The 17,444-nt window shown below is 49.7% G+C and carries 7 protein-coding genes; 2 read left to right on the top strand and 5 right to left on the bottom strand.

Annotated features, from left to right (window positions below; translation table 11 throughout):
• Window positions 1–287: 287 nt before the first annotated feature.
• Complete coding sequence (locus K9N57_16780; protein MCF7805837.1) at window positions 288–2,417, bottom strand: T9SS type A sorting domain-containing protein; 2,130 nt, start codon at window positions 2,415–2,417, stop codon at window positions 288–290.
• A 52-nt stretch (window positions 2,418–2,469) separates the two neighbouring features.
• A complete protein-coding gene (locus K9N57_16775) occupies window positions 2,470–9,564 on the bottom strand; it encodes a DUF5689 domain-containing protein (GenBank protein MCF7805836.1) in 7,095 nt (2,364 codons plus the stop codon).
• Window positions 9,565–10,162: 598 nt separating this feature from the next.
• Here K9N57_16775 and K9N57_16770 point away from each other — a divergent pair.
• Entirely contained in the window at window positions 10,163–11,530 is a 1,368-nt protein-coding gene (locus K9N57_16770; GenBank protein MCF7805835.1) for an NAD(P)/FAD-dependent oxidoreductase, read from the top strand.
• Between the two features lie 287 nt (window positions 11,531–11,817).
• Here the strand turns inward: K9N57_16770 and K9N57_16765 are convergent, their stop codons facing one another.
• Entirely contained in the window at window positions 11,818–13,293 is a 1,476-nt protein-coding gene (locus K9N57_16765; protein ID MCF7805834.1) for an aminotransferase class V-fold PLP-dependent enzyme, read from the bottom strand.
• A 165-nt stretch (window positions 13,294–13,458) separates the two neighbouring features.
• On the opposite strand from K9N57_16765, the gene K9N57_16760 reads away from it, so the two are divergent.
• Window positions 13,459–14,229, top strand: coding sequence for an aldo/keto reductase (locus tag K9N57_16760; protein ID MCF7805833.1), 771 nt, complete (start codon window positions 13,459–13,461; stop codon window positions 14,227–14,229).
• 1,439 nt (window positions 14,230–15,668) lie between these two features.
• Here K9N57_16760 and K9N57_16755 read toward each other — a convergent pair.
• Both K9N57_16755 and K9N57_16750 read right to left on the bottom strand, forming a co-directional pair.
• Window positions 15,669–16,412 (bottom strand): outer membrane lipoprotein-sorting protein, encoded by a 744-nt coding sequence (locus tag K9N57_16755; GenBank protein ID MCF7805832.1) that lies wholly within the window; start codon window positions 16,410–16,412, stop codon window positions 15,669–15,671.
• A partial coding sequence (locus K9N57_16750) for an FtsX-like permease family protein (protein ID MCF7805831.1) occupies window positions 16,409–17,444 on the bottom strand: 1,036 nt, incomplete at its 5' end. The genes K9N57_16750 and K9N57_16755, both read right to left, overlap by 4 nt.

Here is a 17,444-nt window from a genome sequence, read left to right as displayed (position 1 = left end):
TGTAATGTTTATTTATTTGTAAATTGGCCTGATGGCCAACGATAAGTTGTTAATGATTTGTAGTTCAATTTGGTACAAGGCTAAAAACAGAAGATTTTTTAATCAAGACAAAATTGGTCACCTTTGATCTAACTCACAGGGTAAATTAACTATGCGGGGAACTGATCCCTGGTAAATCCGACGTCAATCATACAAATCAATTCAAGAAAAAATTACAACAGGACGACCGATGCACCCAGGGCAGGAAACACCGGCCGTTCAATGTAAACTTTGATACGAAAGAGTGACTATTTAAGCAAAATCATCTTCTTCAAATCCCGGAATGCATCAGTCTGAATTTGATAAAAGTAGACTCCTGCACTGACTTTCACTCCACTGTTATTCAGTGCGTTCCACTTGATAGTATGCCAACCAGAGGTCTGTTTAGCATCCACCAGTGTTCGGATCTTCCGGCCCTGTAGATCATACACCGCTATCGTTACATGATCCGCAGCAGGCAGGGCATAGTGAATCGTCGTGGTGGGATTGAACGGGTTGGGATAATTCTGGAGCAGCTGGTATTCCGTAATCACAGGTGCTTCAGAGTTAACTCCAACAGTCGGACTCCAGACCGTCAGATGCTGCAAAATATCTCCGTCTGCATTGGTACCGAACGTCCAGAGGGTGTCCGTATCAAGTGCGATGACCACCCAGGAATAAAAACCTGTATCCAGAGAGGTTGTATAAGCTGTGTCAGAACCGAGCGGCATGACCGTTACAAAATCCATCAGATCATCCCAGGTCAATTCGTCAGGTATCGTGGCGGGATCTTCGTTTGTATATGCCACGAAATACTGGACAATGTCATTCAGATCCGGATCCCCGGAGGCCGTCCACTGGAAGGTCACTTCCGCCTGGAAATTCGTTGAGTCCGCCACTGCTGAATCTCCGGTTGCGGGTGCCTGCACCAGAAACTCCAGCGGTGGATCGAGAGCGGTGTTGATCAGGAACTCTTGTACCACTGACCATTTAGATTTCAGCCCCTCATCGTCCATAGTCTTCACCCTATAGGCAGCCAGGCTGTTATCTTTCAGCACTCCGATACTTTCCACCGATGTCTGTCCCGGATCGGTGGTTACATCGTACAGCGTATCCACAAATGCCGTGGAGCTACTCACCTGTAGTTGATAAGCCAGGGTTTCTGCGCCGTCGCTCAGATCAGGATCAAAAGCTGCGTTCCAGGAGATAGTTGGTGCAAGGCTGCTTACACTCACGCTGTCTGCCGGATTAAATCCCTGAGTTGGGGCCTTAGGTGCGGTATTCGATTTGTTGAAGAAAAACTGATGTTCACCCTCCGACCACTCAGATTCGCCCTCGTTGACATCTATGGAACGAACCCGCCAGGTATAATGTGTATCGTCCGTTAGATTTCCGTACTGAGACAATACATCCAGAGAAATGACATACGCACTGTCGCTCACTTGAGTTTGCGGATTGTACATAAGAGCAGGACGTCTGGCGAGCACCGGACCCTCGATGGAGATCACTTCATCAACTTCCGGATCACTGAATTGTCCATTATCGTCCACCTGAATTCGATACCCTGTGATAGCATCCTCTTCCGGGTCGGATGCGAGAGTCCAAACCAGCAGCCCGTCACTGACCAACTCGGCGCCTGACTCCGGCAGGAGAACTACGGGTATGGACGGATTATCATTCACCGAAGTGACGGTGATAAGCACTGTATCCGTCGTTGTGAGTTCACCATCAGAAGCAATCAGATAGATCTCGCCGGTACCATACCAGTCCACCGGTATGGAGAGAGTGCAGATATTTTCCAGTGAGAGATTCACGGAAAGGTTCGAATTATCGGAATTCACTGACATCGTGAGTTCCTGAGATTCAGGGTCTAAAAACACAGTATCCAGATCAGCAATAGCCGTATCAGGGGCATCCTCCAGCAGAGATATATCGGGTACCGGGTGCTCAATAACCGGCGGCTGATTGGTTACCCCGATCAGGGACACAGCGGCCGTTCCCTGCGAAACGAATGTTTCATCCCCTTGTACTACTTCCACCGTTACTGAGGTCAATTCTACTCCCGTACTGGAATCCCAGATCCGAAACAGCATGGGATTTCCGTCTTTAAATCCATCAACTACATCGGTTGTGGTCGGATCGTCGGAAGAGGCCTCGAAATCAAGCGTGTTGGTCATGCTGATCGGACCGGTGACCGCCGCCGCGCCAACACATATATCCCCATCAAAGAGACCAATTTCGTCTCCGGCCTCCGCTCCAACGCCATCAATCGTGGCGCCCGAAACATAAATATTCATGGCATTATACGGATTGCCGGAATATGCCACCGTAAAGTGCGTTTGCGCCTGTATTGCGCCTCCAAGTCCGAGGAGTGCCACCAAGACAAGTAACCGTTTCATACTATCTCCTTTGTTCCATTTTCGCTATTGTTATTGTATTGTGACATCCTCTTTATTTCATAAAGACAACTTTCTTGGTCATCACCTTGGCACCAGTTCGCATCTGGTAAAAGTACACACCCGTCGCAACTGGCTGGCCTAAATAATTCTGCCCGTTCCATACGATTGTGTAGTAGCCAGGATGCAACCGTTCCTGAACCAGCGTGGCTACGCGTTGTCCCATCATGTTGTACACCTGGATAGAAACGTCGGTAAGTTCCGGCACCCCATACCGGATGGTCGTCGATGGGTTAAACGGATTGGGATAAGCGTTAGCGAGTTCATAATCCGTCGGTATTCCCATTTCCGGATCGATTGCAGTCTGTTGCCAACCGTTAACAGCCAGCACCGCTGTGCCACGAGCCTCGAAGGCTACCAATTGGTCAGCGTCCGGTTCGACGCCGAGAGGTCTGACTGCACCGTATAGTATCTCGTTCCCGTTCCAAAGTCGCAGAGAGAGGGGCGCTCCCGATCGGAAACCGTCATATTCCTCGGTGGTGGGATCGTCCATCCCGGCGATGAGGCTGAGGTATTGCCTGCTCTGGAATTGTTCCGGTATCATGACTGAACCGACGCACACCTCTCCGTCGAATACTCCAATTTCGTATCCGGCTTCAAGGCTATTCTTTTGTACGTCATCCAGATTGACGTACACATTCATCGGATTGTACGGATTGCCGGCAAATGCCGAGACGAATTGTTCCGGTGCTACCATATCCGGCTGTGTTGCACTTTCCGCAATCGCTTCCGGTCCCTCCATAGTTTGGCGGTCAATGCGCAGACTGGCGTCGGCAAGGACCTTCAGGTAATAGCCTTCACCCGGTACAAAGGTTTCGATGTTGTCCTTCCACGTTCCCAGGATCTGCTCGATGGCTTTGCCTGATTCATTCTGAATCTTGATCAGGGCACCTTCATCAATAAGGGGCTGGACCATATTTAACGCCGCTTGCGGCGAATTGACCGGATAGCCAATGATGTTCCAACCGGCCTGCAACGGAACGTCGAACGGCAGCGGGATCGGAAATCCCTGTACTTCCAGCTCGGTATCTTCCGACACCTTCAGGTAGTACCCTTCTGACCCTGCCCAGGACCCGATGTTATTCTTCCAGGTCCCCAGAATCTGCTCGATAGCTTTGCCGCGTTCATCCTGCACCTTAATGAGCTGGGCGGCATCCACCAACGGCTGAGCAATATTCATCATATCCTGATTTACCGGTTCAATGGCAAACGACATGATATTCCAGCCTGATTGCAGACCAACGATCTGTGGCATAATGCTGAAGAACTCTAGCTCGGTTACTGCAGATTCATTGGAGGTGTATATTTCGTTACCCTGGACTACTGAAATATTCGGACTTGAGTATTCTGCTTGTTCTGCTGCTCTCCAGAGCCGGAATTGCAGCGGATTACCCGGAGTAAAGCCATCTTTTTCCGGTGTGCCCGGGTCGTCGGTGGCCGCCTCCATGTCCAGAGATTCCATCAAGGTGATCGGTCCCTGTACTACCCCGGCCCCTATACAGACTCCTTCGTCGAAAATCCCAATCTCGTCGCCAGCGGTTAGGTCAAGGCTATCGAAGGTGGCCTTGGTTACATAAATATTCATGGCTTTATATGGATTGCCTTCGTAAGCCGGAGTAAAGTGCCGTTCGACGCCAGTCGTAGTCAGCCATTTCACCGCCAGCGCCTGTTCCGGCTGACTGTCGTCAATGGCGAAGTGGTGATATACTCCCGGAGGCGCCTCATTGTCCATGGGATACGGATTACTGAAATCCAGGTTGGCCGGATCGTACGCCGCATATTTATACTGTTGATTGCGATACGTACCCGGAACGAAGGTCACCTGATTGGACCAGATGTTGTCACCGGCGACAGCATCGCCGCCATTGATACCGTCGTCGAATGTTCTCAGCATCGCACTCGTATCTTCCACCGCAAAACCGGGTGACCACTTAAATGCATGCATAAACACCGATTGCACATTGGACAGCGGTTTTCCGTTCTGAGCGTTGATCGCATTGTTCAGATCTACAGTAAAAGTATACTGGACCTGTTGAGTCACCACTTCAGCGAATGCGATTGCCGGAACCATTGGCTCCAATACCATGCTGCCCGTTTCGAGCGTAAAGATCCGGTTTTCCCCTGTTTCCAATCCACTGTTCACAAATTGTCCCCCGGGAGCGGCATAGAACTTCCATTCTATCACCGTACCGCCAGGTACCCGAATTTCCACCATCCGTGAATACAGGCTATCATCAGTTTCGGAGGGGAACAGTTGGTATCCAACCCGCCAGTCCTGAAATGACCCGAACACCGCGATCCGATTCGAATCCGGGTCAAATCCATTACGGAGCAACTGTCGCATATCCGCCTGGAAGGTAACCGTGGTTGCATTTTCAAAGATATCCGTTCGCTTGCGTGGCAGGATCTGATAACCATCATCATACGGTGCTTCCTGATCGAACTGGGTAATGATACCGATGACGTCAAAGGAATCGGTTGGAGCCTCCGAACCATCCACATTTGTCTCTTTATCGATGCGCATGGTCAGAATGGCGCCGGCTTGGTCCGTGATAGACAGGTTAGCATCGTATCCTTCGAGAGGCCAATCACCTGAAAATGCTACACGTTCAATCCGCACCAGCTCGGATTCAAAACTCTCGGGCGCAGCAAGGATTTCATCAATCGTCAGCGGCTGAGTTTCCGGGAGCGGTACCCCTGCATTCAGAACAACAACGGCTTCGCCCAGCAGGCTCCTATCATAGATTTCAGGCTGGATTTCCAGTTTTCCGTTATACTCCATAATACGACCGGTGACCTGAATCAAATTCCGCGCATCCAGGTCGTATTCGAAATCCCGGTGAAACAGGATAAGACCGCCGGTGCTATCCTGGATTGCGTACTCCGAATATCCTTCACCGAAGTTGGTACTGGTTACCGTTGCTATTGACCGGACCACGCGACCAACACCGAGTGCCCGGGCTTCAGCCAGTGTCTTCCGCTCTGTATAAATATTTGGAAATTCCGGAGCCAGGGTCGTATCGGATTTCGGGAAGGTGAAGGAACGATCCCCACCCAGCTCCCAACCGCCATCCAGAAACATATCCCCGGGACTTACGGCAAATTTCCAGGGGACGTCCCAGCCGGGTACACCGGCAACTTCAATAGTCACGGCATACTGGTTTCCCTCAATCTGCACGAGTTCCGGTCCCGGCTGCCAATTCGAAAACCCGCCACGGACTTCCAGTACCTGATTTGTCGGGTCGAATCCTTCGCTTAGCAGATCCGTGATATCCGCCTGGAAGGTGACCTGCGTCGTATCTGTCGCCGTGATTCTCTGGAATTCCGCGGTACCCATTACGGACGGATTCTCCCAGACATTCCCTTCCGACCACCAGAGTAATTGGTGATCCCTGACGCCGGTATCGTTGTCTTCGTAATAGATTTCGAAACCGAATTGGTGGCCGGAGTACTGCTCCATCCCCAATGCCTGCAATGGGATGGCCATTTCCAGATCCCAGCCATCATCGGTATTCTGCAGAGCCGCCGTTATCACTTCCGGATCAAACCACGCCGTTTGCCAACCAACGGATACGTTCGGTGCCTCCGGGCCATATGTTACTATAATTTGGAAATCATTCGATCCGTCATACGCAAATCCCTTGCTGTTGTCCCCATCGAAAAATATTTCGAATCCATCGTTTTCCCAGGACTCTGCACCATCCGTACGTAGAATATCGTCGCGAACAGAGGCAAACAAGTTCAGATTCGTTTGATCCCAGCTCAGACGAAAATCGCCGGAGAGATCGGCGGGACTATCAATCGGTTCACCGTAATTAATTTGGTGCACGATTTCAGTCATCGGAACGCTTTCCCATGCCGGGTCCGCAATGCCATCGATAACCGGAGCGTTAACCATGGGGACAGGTAGCACGTACTCCTCTTCGAAAGTAGTCACACACCAGTCCTGACGTTTCGCATCAGAGCCGCCGGGGCCATCGACCGTCAAAGTCACAGTGTATGATCCAAATTCGAGATAGGTGTGGGATGGATTTTGCTCGGGACTTGTGGTACTATCGCCGAATTCCCAGTACCAGCTATTAATATCTCCGGTCGACATATCGGTAAACTGCACTGTGAGTGGATAGGACCCCACTGATGGATAAACGTTGAAATCGGCAACCAGAGCAGCTCCACTCTGTTTGAGTACAATCGCCTTATCGATGTAAAACGGTGAAACTGTGTCTGGTTCACGACCTAAAACCTCGACGCCAAATATGTTTAGTGGTGCGCCATAATTCCAAGGGACTACAACTTCGATTAAATTCCAGGCACCAACTTTAAGATCCCCTGGATTATACCAGTTATGGAACCAGGTGAAACCTTCGCCGAACTGAATGAATACCTGAACTCCCTGTAGACCGGTGGTATCATCCAGCCAGACATGAAGCTGGATCCTGTCGTTTGGCACTAAATTCCGGTATTCATTATTGATCAACATAATGCCGGTTGTTGAGGTATCCGGATTATCGACCATCCGGACCGAATAGTTGCCGCTGAACGGGTGAGTATCATCGAGTTGACCGATACCGGACGGCGACTGCCACCCCTGTAAGTCATCTTCGAAATCCCAGATCATGACTTCCGTTAATCCGTCTTCGATATCTGCCCGGTCACGTGGTTTAACAACGTAGTTCCCGTAAGTAAAGTCCACGATGCCGGTGATAGATGGGATAACGGTCTCCATCGACGGGGACATATACTTTAGATGGCTTACACCGATCACACACGGACCGCTCCCGTCATCGATCTCCCATTCCCAATTCCCCAGATTGGGATTCGAAACCACAGGATTATTCAATCGCACCGGCACAGATTCAAATTGCTCGGCAAATTCAGGATTCCTCAGGTCACCGGTACGAAGATTGATCGGTTCGGGCAGCGAAAAATTAACGTCAAGCAGCTCGATTTCGTCAACCACTATCTCTGTCATATCGTAATATTCATCAACCGTGCCACTCACGGCTATCAGATCACCCTCGTTCGTCTGGATGGTTGCTGTATTGTCGTAAATCAGGATACCGCTCCAGGGCCCGCCGCCTTCAGCCTGAATAAATGTCCGTGTTTGATTATAGACACCGGTGGCTGCGGTCACGATTCCTCGTACCAGCACTTTTCGCCCAATCATCGCTGGATCCTGCTGAGCCACAGAAATGGGCACTTCTAAGTATTCACCACTGGCTGTCGTTGTTTTCCACATATCGACTGGCAGAACTTGCAACGGTTCGGTATCACTAATCGTCAACCCGTGATCGTCCCCGAAACCGGACTCGTTATCCAGCGCATCCGGACGGGACATATCCATATTGGTGTTGTCGTAAATACCGTATTTGTAACCCCAGTCGAATTTTGATCCGGCGGGGAACAGTACTTCGGCCGTCCAGATGTTATCTCCGGCGATGCCATCTCCCTGCGTAGTACCATCATTGGACATATGGAGCGCTCCGGTAGTATCCGGGATCGCTCCCCAGGGAGCCCATCCCCATTGGGCCACGGAGATAATACCGTTAAGCAGTACTTCCTGCACATTGGTAAACGGCTCGCCGGTCTGGAAGTTGACCGCATCGGTCACGTCGACGGAAAAGCGTACGGTAACGTCCTGCGAAAGGCCAACAGGCGCGACCTCTGTGTCGAGTTTGATACCGTCAACATAAACCGTTGGAGTATACTCTTCGGATTCCCTGAATATCTGTAAACCGACAGCCTTGAGAGGCCTGACGTATTCCGCCGGAACCTCAACGATCACTTCGTTCCAGGCTCCGGGCGTTAGTGTAAAATTTTCGCTGTCGTACCATCCACTGTACCATACCCAATCGCCGTATTGGATATAGGGTTGCAGTGCACTTATACCCTCAACATTATCAATCCATACCTGAAACCGGAATTGATTTCCCGGTTCAACATTGGGACAAATCTCATTCTTGATTTCCAGAGGAACAGAACTTTGCCACGCGGTAATCCCGAGTGCATTAATCCCATCGAATACTGGAGAATTAACGGTGTTCGCATTTCCGTAAAAAGCATACCAATTGCCCGGGCCTTCCTCGAAGTCCCATGCACTCTGCTGTACAGCAGATCGGATAATATCCTCATGCGTCCGTGGCAGGACCTGGTAATCGTCAAAAAATTGAGAGACCACCCCGATGACATCAAACGGACCTTCCGGCTGTGGTGTCTCATCGATATTCGTCTCCTTATCGATACGCATAACGAAGGGCAACCCACCAGCATCCGTGATATCCATGTTTGCATCCTGTCCGGGTGTCGGCCAAGCACCACCAATGGTGGCCACCTGATCCAGGCGGACCAATTTCCCCTCGTACATCTCCGGACTTTCAAGAATGTCCCCGATTGTGACCAAGATTGGAGAAGGCGGTGTAACATTACTTTCCAGAACAACTATGGCATTCTCCGGGATATTATCGTGGGTCTCCGGGACAATCTCCAATTTACCGTTGTATTCGACGACCCGGCCGGTTACCTGGACGCGATCCCGAAATGTGACCGGTAACTCAACGCCACCGTGATAGAGAAAGATTCCCGCGTTGGCATCCTGCAGTGTAAGGTCTGAAAACCCCGTCCCGAAATTGTGGGATGTGACGATACCTTGCACACGAATCACCCTATCGAGACCAACAGTTCGGGCATCAGTAATGGTCTTTACAGAAGTGTACAGATTCGGTGATTCTACCGGCAGGGTCGTTGCTGTTTCTCCAAGGACGAACGACCGGTTCGCACCGAGTTCATATTCACCCCCTAAAAATTCGTCGCCTGGAGTTACACAAAACTTCCAGAAGACTTCAGTTCCGGCAGACATGTCCACTGGCAATGTAATTGAATAAATATTTTCACCATTAGAGGTTAGATTTAATCCTGTTCTCCAGGTGTTGAATTCACCCCGGACTTCCAGATTATGGGTTCCAGGATCAAACCCTTCATTGAGTAACTCTGAGATATCCGCCTGAAAAGTCACGTCCACCGCAAAAAGCGGTACAGTTAAAACCAAACTGAACAGGACAGTCAATAGAATCCCTAACTTCATCGTCTTCATAACACGTTCTCCTGGTATTTCTTTGTTGAGGGTATGGATAAATGAAATGGCGTGGCAAGAAAATTTCGGATAGACAAAGTGCACCTTTTACTCTATTCCCATCGTCACAAACATCTATTCCCAAATGCAGAAGCAATTATCAGATAGGTACAACTGGTACATCATATGGAAAGGCAAAACAGGCGTAGAAGAGTTCTACCTTTCTTTATGAATTCGGAGGACTTTTTCGACTACAGTGAACAGGATGCAGCGATTATCGGGATGTCAAAATTGTCCGTCACGTTGCTAGCAAGTTCATATCATTGTCGTCGAAAAGCAATAAGTAATTAAGTTTTATAAAATATTACATGATGAATTAAGTCACATTAAGGTATTAGGTTTCATAGAATAAAGGTGTATATTATTTTTTTTAGATCACATTTACCAATTTTGGGAGAGCTCTCCGTAATAAACTATCGGCCATGCAGAAAACTATAACGTGCTCATTTGTCCGTTTTATTTACTGTCCGACCATAGAACGTTCTATTTCAGTTTGACCGTCCTCTCCCTAATCTGTAGTATAATGTATTCTCTGTTAACCTAATTTCACGAGGTGACTATGGATGTAAAATACGCTCGTAAAGATGTTGTTATCATTGGCGGGGGCCCCGGCGGCGTCACCGCGGCTAAAGAGGCAGGCAAACTTGGCGCTTCCGTTGCGCTGATTGAACAGGATAAGCCGGGCGGTCGGGCACTCTGGCATAGTCTGGTTCCCAGCAAGGTCTGGCTGGATGCAGCGGATACCGGTGACGAGGTTGTTCACGCGCAGGAGATGAGCTATCCCATGGGCGGCTATATTATCCAGCCAGAGAAAGTCTTGGAGCGGCTACAAACCGTAAAAGATCGGGAACACACACGGGACAAAAAAACTTTTGAAGATCTGAATGTTGAGGTTTTCAACGGGAAAGGCCACTTCCTGGATGATTATACGATTCAAGTTACCAGAGATGGCGAAGAGGTCGCCCGGGTCCATGGGGAACAGATTATTATCGCCTCGGGATCCGTCCCGATATTTCCGGATGATTTGAAACCGGATGGAAAACGCATTTTAGCGCCACGGTTTATGAGCCATCGAAAATCCATCCCGGAGAGTATCATCGTGGTTGGAGGCGGCGTGACCGGCTCGGAAACAATCTACCTTTTTAATCGCCTGGGAAGCGAGGTTACGGCGCTAACAGATATTGACACATTGCTCCCCCGGAGCGATGCTGACATTTCAAATACACTGGAATCTGTCCTTTCGAGACGTGGCGTTGAATTTCATAAGGGCCAGGCCGTACAGTCAATCGTAAATCATGGCGATCACGTTGAGGCGACTCTCACCTCGGGCAATTCGTTCGAGGCGGAACTGGCGTTTGTCGCTATCGGCCGGGTCCCGGACACGTCCAGGCTGAACCTGGGAAAAACGGGAGTGACCTACGATAAACACAAGGGGATTACCGTCGATGGGCAACTTCGCACTAAGGTACAGCATATTTTTGCTATCGGAGATGTAACCGGTCCGCCCATGCTGGCAAACAAGGCCATCGCCCAGGCCCGGTTTGCCGTGAGCAATGCGCTGAAAAAGACCAATTATTCCTACCAGCCGGATTGGGCAGTTGAGGCGATTTATACCGTTCCTGAAGTGGCTCAGATTGGAATGACGGAAACCGAAGCATTTAAAAAAAACCGGAACGTCAGAGTACTCAAAACCGATTACGGGAAAGTCCTGAAATCAAATATTATTGAGCATCAGGAGGGGTTTTTAAAGATGCTTGTGAACCAGGACAATGATCGGATTTTAGGGGCATCGGCCGTTGGTGATCATGCCGCAGATCTCCTGGCCCCGGTAGCCGTTGCGTTGAAGGCTGAAATGACCTTTCACTCGTTTCAGCAGATAGCCCCGGCGAATCCTACCATCTCTGAACTTCTGGTGGCTTTGGAGTGAGATCCGGAGAAGTAAATATCGGATATCAAAAACAAGAAATTCGCTTTCCCTAATACGGAACGAGGAAAAAGTATCGAGTATTGTGTATAACGGAAAGGACCTTCCCGAATCTTTTCCATGCAATACGCAGTTCGGACTTGTGTGGACTTGTATGGAACACTTGGACATCAATACTTGGACACAAATACTCTATAATATCCTGCCTTCACCAGCCCAAAGATATCATACTTGAACACACGCCTCGGAGGTATCCCTTTGGGAAACACCCGAACACTTGAACACTATTGTTAACTCCCGTCCCGGAGCCGGCGGCAGGTTTGGATATCAAAGGAGACCCGTCCAATTTTCCCCGTGGTTTGATCCCGGAACGTCTTGAGAAATTCGACCAGATGGTACGCGTCTTTAAAATTCGATACCAGTCCGAAAGACACCCGGACTGCTCCGGCACTCTTGCCTTCCTGGTGTTCTAATACAGACAAGAAGTGCGGATAATTGACCTTGTCACGATTTGCGAATCCGGCCTCCATTTCTTTAGCAGTCAATCCTTCGGCCACCTCGATGACGCCGGGGTTACAAAAGCAACCTGTGCGCAGAGAAATTTGTCGCGTATTGGCCAGCTCCTCCACTCGCCGAAAATCGATCAGACTCCCGTCCGGATCGTAAATGTTAAACGCAACGTTACCGCCCCGGGCTTCAGTAGTCGTTGGGCCATAGACGCGCACCATGGGATTTCCGTTAGAGTGGCGCAATTCCATCAACGTCGCAAGCAGCCAACCGGTGAGACTTTGGACCCGGCGATGTATCGATTCGATGGAAACAGATTCCAACAGATCCAGGCCGAACTTTACTGCGGGGATATTCAGATAATCTACTGTCCCGTCTTCAAATCCAGCCTCGTCGTCAGCCAATTGATGATTCATTGAATGCACGGAAGCGAGCGCTATAGTACCGCCGGCAAACCAGGGTCGCCGAAGTATCCCAAGTGCCTTTTTCTTGGCGATAAGACAACCGATTCCGGTAGGGTATCCGAACATCTTGTAAAACGAGAGTGCCACGAAATCCGGTTGAACTGCCGATAAATCCAGCGTATTCGTCGGCACATAAGCCGCCGCATCCAACAGCACATGGCATCCGGCATCCTGCGCCTGTGGGATCCAATCCATGGAATGCTGGACTCCGGTGAAGTTGGACTGTGCCGGGTAGGCCAGCAGGTTCGGCACAGATCTATCACAGTTGTCCAGGGAATCCTCGAGCCCCTCATCATCCATGCGCAAATCCGGCATTGCTACCGGAATATATTTCACCTCGGCCCCCTTATCTCTGGCGAACACCCGGATGCCATTCACCGAATTGTGGTTATCGACGGTGAGCAGAAACCGGCTTTCACGCTGGAATGGAAACGCTTCACCAACCAGCTTTAATGCCCCGCTGGCGTTGAGCGTAAAAATCGCAGTGTATTCATCCGGAGAAGCGCAGAAGTATTCCAACACCCTGGCCCGCGCTTCCTCAACGACGTCTGTCATTTGACGGGAAGTCGGGTTGTTGGAATGCGGATTCCCAAAGACGTTATCCGTAAGCAATTCGGTATGAGAATTCAGCTGAGATTTGGCGTACAGGCTTCCACCTGTATAATCAAGGTAGATTTGACCGTTTTGATCCAGGCGCTGAAACTCCTGCTCCCGGAGATCATCAAGTTCGGCCGTATTCCCGTAATCCGGAAACCGGGATACGAATTCCCTGTATAGTTGATCATAGCCGCTCATAGATACTCCCGAAATCTCACGACGATTGCTATTTTTTTCCAATGAAGGGATTACGATACACCGACGCAGGATTGATCACAAGGATTTTTCTCCAGTTGAGAAACCGCCAGCTACATGAGAAATTATATTTTGATAAGAACAGTTATGAGATGGAGGGAGACTAACATGAAACATCTGGAAGTGAAGGGGGTAACAATCCCCGCGCTCGGCTTTGGCACATACCTATTGCGCGGGACGGCCTGTACGGACAGCGTACTCACCGCATTGAAGTTGGGCTACCGGCACATCGATACCGCCCAAATGTACCGGAACGAATCAGCAGTCGGCAAAGCCGTCCGTGAATCGGGCATTCCCAGAGATCAAATATTTTTAACGACGAAAATCCTCGCCTCGAATCTGGCGCCGGAGGACGTTTTATCGTCCACACATGCCAGCCAGGAAAAACTCGATTGCGAATATATCGACTTACTGCTCATCCACTGGCCAAGTGCCACCGTCCCAATCGACGAGACAATCGATGCAATGAACGACTTGCAGGAAGAAGGTATCGTCAAACACATCGGCGTCAGCAATTTTTCCGTCCCGGAGATGGAAAAAGCTGTCGACGCCTCGGAGACGCCGATTCTTACAAATCAAGTCGAGTACTATCCCGGCCGGGGGCAGGATGCGATGCTGGAATATTGCCAAAAGAACAATTTGATGCTTACCGCCTACAGCCCGCTGGGGAAAGGACGCGTAATCGATGATAAGACATTGGATGAGATTGGCGCTCGCCACAACAAAACCAGCGCACAGGTTGCACTCCGGTGGTTGATTCAGCAGGAGAACGTGGTGACCATCCCGAAAGCAGGACAGGAGAGTCACATCCGTGACAATTTTGATATATTTGATTTTGAACTGAGTGCCGGGGAGATGGAGACAATTCAGAATTTATAAAATAGCGTAAATGTCTTCGATTGGTCGAGTTGTTTCATAATCTTACTCGTCCCACAGGGTTTCCTTTAGGATAATCATAATCTTAATCATCATTCGATGTATTGTAGTGTTTATGTATTCGGGTATTCCAGTATTTTCTGTCAGTGATCGCTCCCAGCGTCTCCGACAGTTTGCTTTGAATATCTGACAATAGGTTGACAGTGGAGCGATAGTGTTCAGGTTATAAACGGTGAGATGTAAGACAAAAGGACCTGTATAAGGTATTGGGTTAAGGAAAGGGGAAATCTGTTGGTAGTCGCGGCTTCAGCCGCGAAAAATTCAATCACCTTTCAAAGCAGACCGATTTCAAAAGCGGTACTGAAACCACATCATTGGAAATCAGGTTACGATAACTCTCACTTCGATATTCGTCTACCACGTCGAATTGACAATTCTTCATTTGACCTCCCCAGGTTTACTGTATTGGTTCAACCCCTCCGGGGTTATGGTTTCAGCACTGATTCCATTTCCCCAGGTTCCACCGGGGGGTTATTTATATTGAAGCCCCTTGGGCTTCTTTCAACATATTCAAATGCGGCAACCGAGAACAATCTCAGGAATTGAATAATAATAGCCCTGGATGTCCCATAGGAATCCCGTTGGGGGAAACCCGGGGTTCCAATCGAATAATACGTACGATCCCAAAGGGATCGAATATGTCGGAGGTGGAGAATAGCCCCGGATGAAATCCGGGGTTCCAGATATCAACCCCAAGGCAAGGAGGTTGAACAAAATTGTATTGCGCAAGATATTATCTTGCGTTACATCAAAACGACTACTTTTTCCCTTCGTGATTCTTCGCATATCTTAGTTCTGGGAGGAGCCTTTTCCGGGGCGGCTGCTATGGTTTATTGGTTTCTCCGCAGGAATGCATGGATCAGGGAATTCAAACAATCTTCAAGTCCCCACGGGACGACTGAATATTACATATTACGTGGCTGCAACTGTCCAGGAGAGTTACGAACAATTACAGATCATTATGAATCGAGCTGACAATAAAATATCTTTTTTAGCTGACAATAGGTTGACAATAGGACAACTGTGTTAGAGTGTTAATGTGTTCAGGTGTTCAAGTGACAACGTTTTATAAAGTTACCGGGTTACCGTTGAAAACGGTCCCGGGTTTTGTTGGTTGTTGGTTGTTCGTTGTTTTACTTCGTTCAACTTCTTTGAATTCTGTCCTTCGCTGAAAAGCCGTGGAAGTTTTCACAACGAACAAAGTACAACGAACGACAAACAGTTTTTTTTCTTTCTTCCTCAGAACAGAAACAATTACGATTAGGATAAAGAGTAAGATTAGGATTAGGAAACAGCGTCAACAGTAATACAATAACACCGTAACACGTTAACACTGTTTTTCCTCTATACCCGTTTTTTACGTAATACGCAATACGTAACACTCACCTTCTCAACGACGCCTTCGTAAAAATATACTCCGGTATATCCGCGTTGAACTCAATGGATTCGATGATGTATTCCGTTCCCTCGCCCTGGGAGAGCGCATCTTTGAAGGTCATTCTCTTCGGATACCACCGACTGTCTTCCCGCATAACCTCGTGGATTTCGGCGGTTTTCAACAACTTGCCGCTCTTGGCGTAGCGGTTTTCCTTAAGCGGCAACATCCGTTCTTTGTCCACCCATATTTTGCGGCTGTGATAGGCGATATCCTCTTTCGTGGCCGTCAGTTCCAGCACCCAGCAGTCGCGATCATTGAACATCTCCTCACCGACCACTTCCGCGGTGTACATGTTCTCCAGCTTCGGATCTTCCATCATATCCTCGTAGGAGAGATCCGAGCCCATGACCGACTGCCGGAGCATGTGTCCGGCGATGCGGATGGTGCGGTCGGTCTGCGGTGAGTACATCCAGAGCTCGTCCTCCAGCTTCAGCATCTTGGTGCCCGCCTCCCTGGGCGGCGACAGATATTCGGTGAACGACTTCTCCGTCCCCTGGATCCAGGATTTGGCGGTAACCGACCGGCTGGCGCGCCGCCCGTGGATGACCATAGTCGAGGTCGCGATCATGTTCTCCGCAGACTGATTTTCATCGATCTGCCGGAGGATGTCATTTCCGTCAGGCATCTGCGCCAAACCCATCGCTGGGAATATTAATAACAGTGATAGTGCAAGTATCAGATATCTCATTGGACTTCCAGTTCTTTAAAGAGTGAAGCGGTTTCACGTTTATAGATGCCGAGTCCGGCAATCATGGACCCGAGTGTTGTCGCCAGAAATCCCGGGAAAAACCCGATGTAATAGCTGGTCACCGTCACCCTGGCTCTGATAACGTTCGGCATGAGCATGTTGGAGCTGCTCATCATCTCCTCTATGTTGACTCCGTGGGCCTGCATATAATACGAAGCCGCCAGTCCCAGGGCGGTGCCGATGACCGAACCGACGAAGCCTATCATCACCGATTCGGCGATCATGGTGCGGTAAATGTGCCCCTTGTCCTCGCCGATAGCCAGGCGAACACCGTATTCGCCGTACCGGCGTAGCGTCCCCATCAGGCCGGTATTCCAGAGAACGATGGACATAACGAACACAAAAATTCCAACGATGACACCGGAGATATAATCCATCATCTGGAGCATCGTGCCCAGGTCATTCTGTTCGCTGAGTTTCATAATTGTCGGGGCGAACTCGCCATCGCCGGAAACCGGAAGTGATTCAAATTTTTGTACCACGGCATCGGCACGTTTTTCCTCGTATCTGCCGTCCTTGAAAAATCCCAGGATCTCCCCGGCGCCGTCATCCATGTTCAAGGCCGCCTGAATGCCACTGATATCGGCGATTAATCCGCCGCGATCCATAGCCTGCACGCCGAAATGGACCGTGCCCACTACCTCGAAATTCTGCATAGCCATACCTCCGTACATGCCGGAGCTGATGAGCGTCGCCTGGTTGCCGAGATTGATTTCCAGCTTCCGGGCAAAATTCTCACTCACCAGGATCTCGAACGGCTCCTCCGGAAGACGTCCCTGCACCAGTGAATTGCGGATATCCAAACGCTCAACCTCTCCGCTGGACGGATTCAACAGATCCACCGCCATGCCTGCCGCAGGCCCCTGGGAGCGGGTTTCGCCATTCTCGTCCGGAATATCGATGAGCCCGCCAAACGTGATCCGTGGCGTCCACCGGATCTCCGGAAACTCATTTCCGAGCTGTTCCTGCAAA

The sequence above is a fragment of the Candidatus Neomarinimicrobiota bacterium genome, from assembly GCA_021734025.1.
Lineage (GTDB): Bacteria > Fidelibacterota > JAANXI01 > JAANXI01 > JAANXI01 > JAANXI01.
The sequence above is the reverse complement of the archived record's forward strand: the minus strand, read 5'-3'. Positions and strand labels throughout refer to the sequence as shown.

Bases quoted from the DNA above. Each gene is read 5' to 3' on its own strand.
- K9N57_16760 (MCF7805833.1), top strand. From the start codon at position 13,459: ATGAAACATCTGGAAGTGAAGGGGGTAACAATCCCCGCGCTCGGCTTT.
- K9N57_16780 (MCF7805837.1), bottom strand. From the start codon at position 2,417: ATGAAACGGTTACTTGTCTTGGTGGCACTCCTCGGACTTGGAGGCGCA.
- K9N57_16770 (MCF7805835.1), top strand. From the start codon at position 10,163: ATGGATGTAAAATACGCTCGTAAAGATGTTGTTATCATTGGCGGGGGC.
- K9N57_16775 (MCF7805836.1), bottom strand. From the start codon at position 9,564: ATGAAGACGATGAAGTTAGGGATTCTATTGACTGTCCTGTTCAGTTTG.
- K9N57_16765 (MCF7805834.1), bottom strand. From the start codon at position 13,293: ATGAGCGGCTATGATCAACTATACAGGGAATTCGTATCCCGGTTTCCG.
- K9N57_16755 (MCF7805832.1), bottom strand. From the start codon at position 16,412: ATGAGATATCTGATACTTGCACTATCACTGTTATTAATATTCCCAGCG.